General features: G+C 33.4%; 7 protein-coding genes and 1 riboswitch. Of the genes, 3 read left to right on the top strand and 4 right to left on the bottom strand.

Annotation, left to right across the window (positions count from 1 at the left end; genetic code table 11):
• Positions 1-15: 15 nt before the first annotated feature.
• The 3 genes from RT99_RS21675 to RT99_RS21665 all read right to left on the bottom strand — a co-directional run bounded on the left by RT99_RS21675 (position 16) and on the right by RT99_RS21665 (position 7,487).
• Positions 16-2,985, bottom strand: coding sequence for a TonB-dependent receptor (locus RT99_RS21675; protein ID WP_042566833.1), 2,970 nt, complete (start codon positions 2,983-2,985; stop codon positions 16-18).
• A 175-nt stretch (positions 2,986-3,160) separates the two neighbouring features.
• Positions 3,161-6,859 carry a two-component regulator propeller domain-containing protein gene (locus RT99_RS21670; protein WP_042566832.1) on the bottom strand — a complete coding sequence of 1,233 codons (3,699 nt, stop codon included), beginning with the start codon at positions 6,857-6,859 and terminating at the stop codon, positions 3,161-3,163.
• A gap of 190 nt (positions 6,860-7,049) precedes the next feature.
• On the bottom strand, positions 7,050-7,487 hold the full coding sequence (locus RT99_RS21665; protein ID WP_042566831.1) for a hypothetical protein: 438 nt from the start codon (positions 7,485-7,487) through the stop codon (positions 7,050-7,052).
• Positions 7,488-7,937: 450 nt separating this feature from the next.
• Between RT99_RS21665 and RT99_RS21660 the strand changes: the two genes are divergently transcribed.
• A complete protein-coding gene (locus tag RT99_RS21660) occupies positions 7,938-8,282 on the top strand; it encodes a hypothetical protein (protein ID WP_042566830.1) in 345 nt (114 codons plus the stop codon).
• Positions 8,283-8,469: 187 nt separating this feature from the next.
• Positions 8,470-9,690: a DUF763 domain-containing protein gene (locus tag RT99_RS21655; protein ID WP_042566829.1), complete on the top strand. Its 1,221-nt coding sequence runs from the start codon at positions 8,470-8,472 to the stop codon at positions 9,688-9,690.
• Between the two features lie 82 nt (positions 9,691-9,772).
• Here the strand turns inward: RT99_RS21655 and RT99_RS21650 are convergent, their stop codons facing one another.
• On the bottom strand, positions 9,773-11,272 hold the full coding sequence (locus tag RT99_RS21650) for an aminotransferase class V-fold PLP-dependent enzyme (protein WP_042566828.1): 1,500 nt from the start codon (positions 11,270-11,272) through the stop codon (positions 9,773-9,775).
• 386 nt (positions 11,273-11,658) lie between these two features.
• A riboswitch (SAM riboswitch) is annotated at positions 11,659-11,758 on the bottom strand.
• A 222-nt stretch (positions 11,759-11,980) separates the two neighbouring features.
• Here RT99_RS21650 and RT99_RS21645 point away from each other — a divergent pair.
• Positions 11,981-12,577, top strand: coding sequence for a nucleosidase (locus RT99_RS21645; RefSeq protein WP_042566827.1), 597 nt, complete (start codon positions 11,981-11,983; stop codon positions 12,575-12,577).
• The last annotated feature ends 110 nt before the right edge of the window (positions 12,578-12,687 follow it).

Below are 12,687 nucleotides of genomic sequence, written 5' to 3'. Positions count from 1 at the left end.
TTTTGTTATTTTTGATTAAAATGCTGCGTTTAAGCCAAATACAATAGTTCTGCTTCTTGGATAACTGAAATAGTCAATTCCAAAAGACTGAATTTCGCCTACTGAAGTTCCGGTGTTAATTTCAGGATCATAACCACTGTATTTTGTGATTACAAATAAGTTTTGTCCTGTAACCGAAAGACGAATGTTGTCCATTATATTATCAAGTCCGATTGTTTTTGGGCTTAAATTGTAACCCAGAGTTGCATTATTTAATCTTAAGAAACTTCCATCTTCTAAATATCTTGTAGAAACTGTATTTGAATTCGTAGATGCTTCGTTTAAATATTGAGAAGCTCTGTCTGTAGTATTAAAAGAATTTGCCAAACTTCCTCTGTTGAATGAAGACATTGCAACGTGGTTGTAGATTTTATTTCCCTGAGCTCCGTTAAAATTAGCTCCAAAATCAAAATTCTTATATTTCAAATTCAAATAAAACGCATAAATATAATCCGGTAAAGCACTTCCTGCAACGATACGGTCATTGTCCAGAATCTTACCATCGTTATTTGTATCTTTAAATTGGTTTAAACCATCAGCACCAATTCCGGTAAATTCAAGCATATAAAAAGAACCAATTGGCTGTCCGTTTAGCACACCGTTTATCGTTGCTCCGGATTGTCCGCCTCCCTGTGCTCCTCCTGTAGTTAAAATTTGATAAGGTGAATTTTCTACTTTATTGTTTGTAAAAGAGATATTTCCGCCAATGCTATAAGAGAAATCTTTGCTTTTGTCACTGCTGTAATCTAAAGCAACCTCAATACCGCTGTTTTTGATTTCCATATTAGGAATGTTTGTCCAATATTTTGATGTAGGCTGAATTGGATCTACCGGCGCTACTTCTAATAAAATATTCTCTGAAACTTTGTTGAAATAATCAACAGTACCTGATAATCTGTTATTTAATAAACTAAAATCTAAACCAATATTGGTTTGTGTTGAAACCTCCCATTGAATATTAGGATTGGCTAAACGCGTGTAGATTGAACCATAAGGATATCCGGCTAAATCTGTAGTAGTTGGGTCTAATGGATAAGTATCATATCCGCTGTTACTTTCTGTATAACTTGCTTTTGTAATTTTAGAAGGAATCTCCTGAGAACCTGTCTGACCCCAGCTTGCTCTTAACTTAAGATTGTTAAGCATTTCAGATTCTTTTAAAAAATCTTCTTTTGTAATGTTCCAGCCTAAGGCAACAGATGGAAAATATCCGTATCTGTTATTTTTACCAAATTTAGAAGAACCGTCGGCACGCATCGTTGCTGTAAGCAAATATTTGTTGTCATAGCCATAATTTAATCTTCCGAAGAAAGACTGAAGCTCATTTTCTACCGCAGATGAAGACTTGGTTCTAAGCTCAGTAGCTGCTTCTATTTGGTTTTTTGGTTCAACACCATTATCAGGGAATCCCTTAAAGTCGTAATTCTTTTGGTTTACTTGTATTTTCTGGTAAGACTGACCCGCCAAAACTGTAAAACTATGAACATCTTTACTAAAATTATACGTCAGTGTATTTTCGTATAAGATATTGTTATTAGTAGTTGTAATATTGTTCAAAGTACTTTCGGTTGTATTAGTTGCCGAAGTATATGGTAAAACCTGGATGTCTCTTTCAGACATAGAATAATCAACACCAAGATTAAATTTATACGTTAATCCTTTTATGAACTCATAAGATGGCGCGATATTAGCCAAAATACGATTGTTATTTGTTTCATCAGAATAAATTCTCTGACTGATTAAAGGATTTACAGCATCATTGCTTAAGTTAACATTTGGTTCTCCATTTACAGAAATTGCATCAGTTGGGTTCATTGTCAACATACTGCCCACTACACCTCTTGCGTCTGGTCTTGAATTTTCAAGTTTTGTTGCTGTCATGTTAAAAGCAACATTAAACTTATCGTCAAATGCTTTTTGGTTTAAATTTAAACGTCCGGAATAGCGTTTTAAATCACTATTTTGCAAAACACCTTCCTGATTGTCTACTCCTACAGATGCTGCATAAGTTGATTTATCTGTTCCTCCGCTCATAGAGAAATTAACGTTTTGAGAAACTCCCGTTCTTGTTAATTCATCCTGCCAGTCTGTATTTGCTCCGCCGTCTTGTAAATTTCCGTTTACGGCAACAACTTGTTTTCTAAATTCATCGGCACTAAAAACTTCAACTTTATTGGCTAATGTTGAAAATCCGGTGCTCATAGAAAGGTTTATTTTAGTTTGTCCTTTCGCTCCTTTTTTAGTTGTAATTACAATTACTCCATTTGCAGCTCTTGAACCGTAAATAGCCGAAGCAGATGCATCTTTAAGAACCTCAATACTTTCAATATCCTGCGGATTGATAAAGTTTAAAGGATTTGAAGCAACTCCATTGTTCGTATTATCCAAAGCAAAACCGTCTACTACATAAAGCGGTGTTGTTCCTGAGCGTAAACTTCCGACTCCACGAATAATTATATCTTGTGAAGCACCCGGCTCACCACTTGCCCCAACAACGTTAACCCCGGAAACTTTTCCCTGAATCAATTGTCCGGCATTGGCGACCACTCCTTTGTTAAAATTTTCACTTTTTACAGAAGCGATAGCCCCGGTTACATCAGATCTTTTTTGAGAACCGTAACCTACCACTACTACTTCATTTAAAGTACTAACTTCTTCAGTAAGACCAACAGTCAATTTTTGGCTGCCAGAATAAGAAACTTCTTTTGTTTTAAATCCTACATAAGAAAAAACTAAAACACCATCATTTTGTTGTGCTTTAATTTTAAAATTTCCGTCAAAATCTGTCGTAACAGCGCCTTTTGGTTCTCCTTTAATATAAACAGAGACTCCTGGTACGGGTATTTTTTCAAGATCAGAAAGTACAACTCCTGATACCGATACCTGCGCATGGGAGTATGACATACATCCTAAGGCAAGAATTAACAATGCGTAAACTTTTTTCATTTAAATACTTTTTTAGTTTCGCCAAAAGTATTTTATGGATCCCGGCAATAGGAGGACTTTTGTATTTCAAAAGTGGACTTTTAATGCAATTTAGGACAGATTTAACGGCAAAAAAGGGTAATTTTTGTTCATTAACATTGGGCTAACTTTCTGTAAATGCAGCCCTAACAAAAAACTACGTGCTATATTCTTTATATTCCTTCGGACTTTTGCCAAAATACTTTTTAAAGGAACGTCCAAAGTATTTCGGATCGTTGTATCCGCACTCAAAACTAATCTCAGATATGTTCAGTCTTTTCGTTTTTAGCAAAACTTCTGCTTTTTGCAATCGAAGCGACATTAATATATCCAAAGGAGACTGATTTAGTGTTTCTTTAAACAAACGATAGCATTTTACCCTCGAAATTTCCAATTGCTCCACAAGCATTTCTACATTAAAAGAAGGATTTTGTAATTCCTCCTTAATTATTTCCAAAGCTCTTTTTAAAAGTTTTTCATTTGGTGTAATATGTTCATTGTCTTCCGTGAGAATCTCAAATATTTTTTGCTGAATTTTATATTCCCGCAAAGGCTCTGCATTTTGATTGATCAGGCTATCAATTTTCTTTCTGATAAATGATGCTCGCGCCGGCAATTTAATATGTGTATCGATACCTATTTCCAATAATTGTTCGTCTAGTTCATAATTAATATCTTCTGAGATATAAATCATGGGGATTTTTATATTGGTATTTTCTTTGTTTGTTTTTAAAAAATGAATCAGGTCATTGGAGAATGCTGCCTGATAAAAAACCAAAGCGGCTATATCGATCTGCTTTATTATTGCATTTAAATTAGAAACAGAACTTTCAAAAATCAGGTTATAATTTTCACTTTCCAAAACCTGATTTGCGGCCGCGTTATTAAATTGATCGCCAAAAACCAAAAGACATTTTTTATCTGAAGAAAACTGATCTTCATAATTAAAATTTTTCCAGGAAATTGTTTCTTTAAAGTTTGTTTCAGGATCAACAACCTCTATCGGGATTAATATTGTGGTTTGAAATTGTTCTTCTGAAGATGGAATCAATTCTCCTTCCAGATCTTGTATTAAAACCTGTAAAGCCCTAAAATAAGGACTATAATGCACAATGTTTTGCCAGTTGTTTTTTAAGATAATACTATCAGAAAGGGCATTAATTTTTAGAAAATTATTTTCATACGTGATTGCAATGCTTAAAGTGCTGTCTCTGTCTGAATATTTGCAGAAATCATTGAAAAAATACTGCAATGCCAGTTTTAAACGCAAAACATCAATAACGGCAAAACAATCTGTTTTGTCTATTTCACAATTAAAATTGACCTGATTAAACTGAAGTTCTTTCTTTAGTTTTTCGACATTATTTTTTAAAACAGGAAACAAATCTGTAGCAGTTTTTTTTATCGGCCCAAGTTCTTTAACGTGTTCGAGGTAATTCCATTCAGAAATAAGGTTCATCAATTTGCCGGATTGTGACATTAGGGCGCGCTGGGTTTCTGTATCCTTTTTAAACGAACTCGAGATTTCAATTATTCTCGCTATCGGATCCTGAAATTCTGCCAGCATAAAAGTCTTAAACTTTTCAATTTCAAAATTTTCGTTTTTAAAATTGCTGTGCAGAATCAAAAGTTTCTCTTTTTGCTCTTCTATTTTTTTATTTTTTTTATCCAGTTCTGCATTAATTTCTTCCAGGTTTTTTTTCTGTTTTTCAATAACATTAGTACGCGCTTTTACAAGTTCTTCCAGATATTTTTGCTCGACAAGTGCTCTTTTATTTTTGACATAAATTACTATTACACAAACGAGCAAAATAAAACCTGATAACAGGATATAAAACAATGCCGATTCGTAAAATGCTTCGGTAATGTGAAGCGTAAAAAATGCAGGTTCGGGAATCCCGTTTTTGCCCTGTTTTATCATAAAGGCATAATCTCCGGAAGATAAATCAGTATATTCAATCTTGTTGTTAGCACCCAAAGAAATCCATTCGTCATCATTTCCTTCGAGTTTGTAATAAATATCACTTCTTTTTGCTTTTGGAAATAGTATTGGTATTATTTCAATTTCCAATTCATTATCACTAAAGCTTTTTTCTATTGCTGCCGGATAATTTTCATTACCATCGATTTTTAATTTTACTCGTGCTTTTGAATTTTCTATGTGAATAGTTGCGGGATTAAAATAATTAAGTCCGTTTATGCCTCCAAAAAACAAATTTCCTTTTGAATCCTGATGATACGCTCCTTCAGAAAATTCGGGCGCCTGCCAGCCGTGATCCGGATTATAAGAAGTTATGGTGTATTTTTTCTTGTCAATAGAAGCGAGTCCTTTTGTAGTGCTAACCCAAATTTTATTTCCATTATCAATAAGTCCGTAAACCATATGACTTGGCAATCCTTCAGCCTCTGTAATATTTTTTATTACGCCGGTTTTTTTATTAAAAACGCTTATACCTCCCAAAGAAGCAATCCAGTAATTATCTGATTCATTATCAACAAAAACAGAATAAACACTATTGCCTAAAATTCCATCTTTGGTCGTGATTTTTTTTAAAGCGCTCGTCGTTAAATTAAATACAATTACTCCATTATTTTCTGTCGCGAGTATAAGGTTTTGATTGTTTTTTTTAACGCATCTTATATTGTATTTATTTAATAATTCCTGGCCTTTAAATGTTTCAAACTTTCCGGTTGTCAAATTAAATTTGGCCAAGCCTCCCCAACATCCCATCCAAATCTGTTTGTTTTGATCTTCAAACATAAAATAACATCTGTTAACAGGCATTCCTTTAATATTGCTCGTTTCATAGCTGGTACATTTAGTATCAGAAATGCGCAAAATTCCTTTGTAAGTTCCCGCCCAAACTGTTCCATCGCTTGATGTAAACAAAGTTCTTATTCGTTCCCAATCCGGACTTGAAGCAGCTTTGTCTATTTTAAATTTTTCAAAAAAATGGCTTCTGTCGTTGTAGCAATAAAGTCCTCTTGTATAATAACCCAACCAGATTTTTCCTTTACTGTCTTTGGTAACTGCTCTTATTGTTTCATCCGGCAGATTAGGTTCTTTTATAGGATGCGGCATAACAGAATTTATTTTTTCTGAACCGGTAAATGCCATACTCAAACCGCCATCTTTTTGTCCTAGCCAGATATTTCCAAAATCATCCTCATGAAGTGTTTCTATTTCATTATTTGTAAAAGAATATGGTGCATACAAATCAGAAGTAAAATGTTCTATATTATTCTCATCAGATTCATTTGTAATGATATACACTCCATTTTCACGAGTGGCAAACCATATATTTCCTGATTTATCTTTTAAAATATCGTTGATAATAAGTTTAGGATATTTTCTAAGCAAAATACTTTTTAAGTTTTCAAAATCTGTTCTTTGTACATTATTTTGAGGAATTTCGACAAAGGAATTATTTTTAAATTCATAATAAGCCGTACTTGTTTCTACTACTATATTTCCTTTTGGAGATAAATGAATACCTTTTGGAGTACTTTTAAACTTAAATGCTGCAAACTCATCATTTCCAAGGTATTGGTTTACATTACCTTCTTTTGTAATGAGCCAGATTTGTCCCAGGGCATCTTTTTGTAATTTTGTAATATAGTTACTTGAAACTGTTTTATGATTTTTAAAATTGTTCTTAAAAATCTTAAAGCTGTAACCATCAAAATAATTCAGACCGTCCCAGGTTGCAATCCACAGGCCGCCATCTTTATCGCTTTCTATATCAAGTACCGAATTATTTGATAAGCCCTGGTTTGTTGTAAAGTTTTCAAATTTTATCTGTTGTCCAAAAGAATATAGTGTAGAAAGACAAAATAGTAGTAATACTCGAATCATTTTATATTATTTAACCCGCAAGTTTACAATTGCAAGTTAATTTAAACATGAACTGTGTGTTAAGTTAAAAATGAAGCGAAATTTAAAGGACATTGAAACAGTTTTGATTCTTTTAAAATAAAAAAACCTGCAATTATAATGCAGGTTATATTTATAGTAAAGTTTCAGTTATTTTTTATAATTATGAAGTTTAGTCGGCTTTATATTTGTTATTCCAGTATAACATTAGTAGCAATGTAACAATTATACAAGAAGCCGTTCCCTCAAAAAACAAACACAAAGAATATGTTGCTACCGATGGCTCGCCTCCAAACATAAACGCTTCTGATAACGATTTTACGTATTTGTCTCCTCCTTTAGCATAACTATAAATAAGTAATGCTATAATACTAATAACCACACCCGTAAAAGAAGTTACCATAGCCGAAATTGCGTTGGGAACAAAACTGTTCTTACCATCAGCAAGATTCATTTTTAAAGTTCTGTTTACGCCATAAAAAATAAAAAGTACATTTAATAAACGCAGATAAAATAGATGAGCAAGATTTAAAACTTCCAGCAATAAAAAGAAAGCAGCAATTCCTAAAAATATATAAATCCCGTTAATAATTTCTCTAGGTATTTTCATAATAAGTTATTTTTAGTTAAAAAATGAACATTGTATAGCCTTGTAATTTTATATCTCAAATTAAATAAAAATAAAAGAGAAAAGATTCTACTATTCGATGCCAAAAATTACAAAATGTCCATAAATTCTTAAATACAACTTCAAAGTAAACAACTGATAATAATACAATTAAAGATAAAAAAAGTGTAATTTATTCTTATTTGTTGTCTATAGATTTGTAATGAATTCAATTGCTAATTAAATGCTAATTAAAAGTGTAGTCCCTACGGGACAAAAAATGGCACAAATAAATTGATTTCTACCAATATGTAATCTCTCCGAGATATTTTTTACTACTCCGTTAGGAGTTAAATATTGGTAGAAACGAAAGGCACGCCCTGGAATATCCCGTAGGGATTATACTTTTTTTATTAGCAACTTGAATTAATTATTAACTTTAAACTTATTATTATGAATACTTCAGACCACAGAAACGACAGATCAGATAATCAGAATAATAAATCTGAAACCATGGAAAGCAAGGATACTATAGTAAATCAGGATCAGGCAAATTCTTCCGAAAAAAGAGATCAATATAATAACAATGAGAAAGCTAATGAGCATCCAATTCAGCATAGACTGGATGATAACGATAATATTGATCCCAATTTTCAAAACACCAATAGACCGCAGTATCTGGATGAAGATTTAAAAAAGGATAATGATCCCGACAGAAGAACTTTGGATGAATATAATGCAACTACTGCCGAACCTGAAGATGATGATACCTATACAGAAGATGATGTAAATAGATAAATCTGTATATAAAAATCGGGATTTTATAAAAGTAATTTAAACCGCCGGGCAAAATCCTGCGGTTTTTATTTTGCTGATAACAATCTGTTATTTACGAAAATATGCTAATGTATTCTTAATCATTTCTTTTGCAAATAAGCGTTTTAAACTATTTTACTTAATTTTGCAGTAATCCAAATTATATCAAATGAAACGTTCCGGCACGGCAGATCTTCCTTTACATTATGGGCATGTTCCGTTGTGGCTTGTTGAACGAATGTCTAAACTTGGCTTTGCAATTGTAGAAACGATTGCTATGGAATTTTCTACTTCTGAAGTAATAAGTAAACTGAGTAATCCTTTTTGGTTTCAGAGTTTTGGTGCCGTAATGGGCATGGACTGGCATTCTTCGGGGATTACAACTTCTGTACTTGGAGCCTTAAAAAAATCAGTAAACCCGCATTCAAAAGAATTAGGAATATATATTTGCGGAGGCAAAGGCAAACATTCAATGCTAACGCCGCAGGAACTTTTATTTGTTGGCGAAAAAACAGGTCTTGACGGAAACAATCTTGCCAATTGCAGCAGACTAACCGCCAAAGTTGATAATACGGCCATTCAGGACGGATTTCAATTGTACCAGCACAATTTTATCGTTGATAATAAAGGACAATGGGCTGTTATTCAGCAAGGAATGAATCCTGACTCTCAAACTGCCAGAAGATATCATTGGCATTCGCAAGATTTAAAATCCTTTATAAATGAGCCGCATACCTTTATTTACGGCGAAAATCAAGGCACAATCTTAAATCTTACGGCTGAGGCGGCCACAAAATCCAGAGAAGGTATTTTAGAATTATCTAAAGAATCTCCAACAAGAATCATGAAAGAAATGCAGCATCTTTCTATGCCTGCACATCACGATGTGAGAATGGAAGATGTGAATATGAAAAGATTGGGCGCAATGTTGTGGGCAACCCACGAAAATAAACCGGAAGATTTTGAAGAATTATTGCTTTTAAAAGGAATGGGACCAAGAGCTTTACAATCGTTAGCATTGGTTAGTGAAATAATTTACGGCACTCCTACCCGATTTGAAGATCCGGCACGTTTTTCTTTCGCTCATGGCGGAAAAGACGGGCATCCGTTTCCTGTTCCTGTAAAAATTTATGATGAAACAATTGATACTTTGCAAAGGGCAATTAATCGTGCTAAAATTGGAAATAGTGACAAAATACAGGCAATTCAAAAATTATCAGAGATTTCAAGAAAAGCCGAAGAAAGTTTTACACCCAATTCTAACTTTGATGCCCTGATTCAAAGAGAACGTGATGAATCGCACAAATATGGCGGAAGAACTATTTTTGGAGATGCCAAACCTCCAAAAAGCAAACCTTCAAACCCTAATAATCAATTGGAATTATTTTAAACTGATAACAGGTTTTAGCAAAAAAAAAACTCATTTCGGTAATGAAATGAGTTTTTAAATTTTATTAAAAAGCACATTTATATTACCCGAGCTCAAACCATTTTTGTACCTCTTTTTCAATATCTTCTCCAATTATAACATTCTCAAATTCATTAGAAGAACTATTGTATTTATAATCTTTTTGCCATTCCTGATAATTTTGCGCAACTTGCTGTATAGCATCACAAATAAACAAAAGTTCTTCATTTGTCATGATTGGATGCAGGGATAAACGAACCCATCCCGGTTTATTGGTTTGATTTTTCTGAAGCAATTCGTTTGTAATTTCCTTTGATTTTTCTTCGTCAATAGCAAACAAATAATGCGCATACGTACTGGCGCAGGACCAGCCGCCACGAACCTGAATTCCGAAACGGTCATTTAAAAGTCTAACAACCAAATTGTAATGAATGTTTTCAATTATAAAAGAAACACAGCCAATTCTTTCGGTCGCAATATCTCCCAAAATAGATAAACCCGGAATTTTACTAAACGCTGCATAACAAAGATCAAGCAATTCTTTTTCTCTGTTTTTTATGTTTTCTACCTTCATCTGGTCTTTTAGTTCCAGAGCCAAAGCAGTTCTTATTACCTGCAAAAATCCTGGAGTTCCGCCATCTTCTTTTACTTCTATTATGTCACTATATTGATATCCTCCGGATGGATTTGTCCATTTTACGTTTCCTCCGCCCGGATTATCGGGAATGTTGCTTTTGTATAACTTTTCATTAAAAACCAAAACACCGCAGGTTCCGGGACCACCCAGGAATTTATGTGGAGAGAAGAAAATCGCATCCAATTGTTCTTCGGGGTCTTTTGGGTGCATATCAATTTTTACATAAGGTGCCGAAGCTGCAAAATCAACAAAACAAAAACCACCATTTTGATGCATGATTTTTGCCAATTCATGATAAGGCGTAATTATTCCGGATACATTTGAGCAAGCCGTAAAAGAGCCGATTTTTAGTTTTCGGTCTGCGTATTTTTTTATTTTTTCGGCAAGAATTTCAGGGTTTACCAAATTGTTCTCGTCGGCAGGTAAAATAACCACATCGGCATTGGTTTCATACCACGGAACCTGATTAGAATGATGCTCCATATGCGTAATAAAAACAACTGGTCTATCTGTTTTATCGATAGTTTCAGAATGCAATTTATTATCGGCAGTACGCAACCCCAGATAACGCTGTAATTTAGATAAAGCTGCTGTCATTCCGGTTCCTGTGGTAACCAAAACATCAGATTCATTAGCGTTAACGTGTTTTTTAATTACTGCTCTGGCATGCTGATAAGCATACGTCGAAGCTTTTCCGGTTTGACTTGAAAATGAATGCGTATTGGCAATCATCGGACCTATTTTATTGAGCATTATATCTTCAATCGGAATATATAATCTTCCGCTGGCAACCCAGTCAGCATATAATAAATTTTGTTTTCCGTAAATGGATTCAAAAATGTGATTTACTCCTATTGTATTTTCTCTAAATTTCGAAAAATACTTTTCTAATTGGCTTGTTTTTACTTGCTTCTCAATAACATTCATTTCCCTATCATTTTAAATTAACATATTTTATTTCTCGTTGAATCTTTGGAAGAATCCAAATTTTCGAAGTGATTTTTTAAGGTTTTGTAACCGATATATCGCAGTTGATTATTAGTGTTGCTTAATAAGATATTTTTCATAATAATTTGATTTAAAATTGAACATAAGTGTTCCCTGACCAATTTGAAATGGCCTAACGTAACGTCAATAAAGGGAAATAGACTGGAAAAAATTACCTGCCGTGCATTCGAAAAACTAAAGATTTATTTTCCTGAAATAGCAGATTGGTTTCTGTAAAATTGGCGTATAATAATAGCTCAGCTTTCATTTTAATAATAAAAAAATTTAATATTGATGAGCTTATTCAGATTTACTAAACGAAATCTTTCTTATCTGTCCGCCGTAGCGGAAGGATTTAGCACCTTATTTGGCAACAGGTTGCTAAGACATCATCGGGCCTATTCCCTCAGTCTTTCTGGATAAGTCATGTAGAAATTTTCTACTCTGCAAATATATATAAATTCTATCGAATTAATATAGTTAAAAATTGTTTTTTTTAATTTTTAACAATAAATAAAGTATTACGCATTGTAAGATCTCTTTTCTGAACAATAAACACTTCAAACAATTGACATAAATCATTTCTTTCTATAACTTATTATTTAGTTGAAATGAGCATCTTTGCATATCGAAAAATAAACTTATTTAATGATAAAAATTACACCCGAATTATCTTTTCCACTAAAAGATGTATTATTCTCATTTGCATTAGAATCTGAAGCGGCAGATGTTTTCGTTGGTCAAAATACGCTCATTACCGGAATCGGAAAAGTAAATGCAGCTTATGAATTAACCAAAGTTATTCAAAACAAAAAACCATCTTTAATCGTTAATCTTGGATCTGCAGGAAGCAATTCTTTTCAAAAAGGCGACATTATTTGCTGTACTAAATTTGTGCAAAGAGATATGGATGTGAGAGGTTTAGGGTTTGCGCAATATGAAACTCCGCTTTCTGATTTACCAGTGATTCTTAACTATGGTTTGGCAATGGATAACCTGCAAATAGGCATTTGTGGAACAGGTGATAGTTTTGAAATGGGTCATGCCACCAAAATCTACGACGTGGTAGATATGGAAGCTTACGCCCTTGCCATGATTGCCATGAAAGAAAATATTCCGTTTTTATGTCTAAAATATATTTCAGATGGTGCAGATGACAATGCCGCTGATGATTGGGTTATTCAGGTTCACAAAGCCGCCGCAGCTTTCGGAAACATTTTACAACTCAATAAAAAAAAGATTTAAAACACGAATTTCACGAATTTGCACGAATTTTTAATTAGTTAATCTTAAAACCAATTCGTGCAAATTCGTAAAAGCCATAATTTATTTTACTTGTAAACATTGCCAACGGT

Source organism: Flavobacterium sp. MEB061, assembly GCF_000834715.1.
In the GTDB taxonomy this organism is placed as follows: Bacteria; Bacteroidota; Bacteroidia; order Flavobacteriales; family Flavobacteriaceae; genus Flavobacterium; species Flavobacterium pectinovorum.
This window is presented reverse-complemented; position numbering and strand designations above follow the sequence as displayed.

Bases quoted from the DNA above. Each gene is read 5' to 3' on its own strand.
- RT99_RS21675 (WP_042566833.1), bottom strand. From the start codon at position 2,985: ATGAAAAAAGTTTACGCATTGTTAATTCTTGCCTTAGGATGTATGTCA.
- RT99_RS21670 (WP_042566832.1), bottom strand. From the start codon at position 6,859: ATGATTCGAGTATTACTACTATTTTGTCTTTCTACACTATATTCTTTT.
- RT99_RS21665 (WP_042566831.1), bottom strand. From the start codon at position 7,487: ATGAAAATACCTAGAGAAATTATTAACGGGATTTATATATTTTTAGGA.
- RT99_RS21660 (WP_042566830.1), top strand. From the start codon at position 7,938: ATGAATACTTCAGACCACAGAAACGACAGATCAGATAATCAGAATAAT.
- RT99_RS21655 (WP_042566829.1), top strand. From the start codon at position 8,470: ATGAAACGTTCCGGCACGGCAGATCTTCCTTTACATTATGGGCATGTT.
- RT99_RS21650 (WP_042566828.1), bottom strand. From the start codon at position 11,272: ATGAATGTTATTGAGAAGCAAGTAAAAACAAGCCAATTAGAAAAGTAT.
- RT99_RS21645 (WP_042566827.1), top strand. From the start codon at position 11,981: ATGATAAAAATTACACCCGAATTATCTTTTCCACTAAAAGATGTATTA.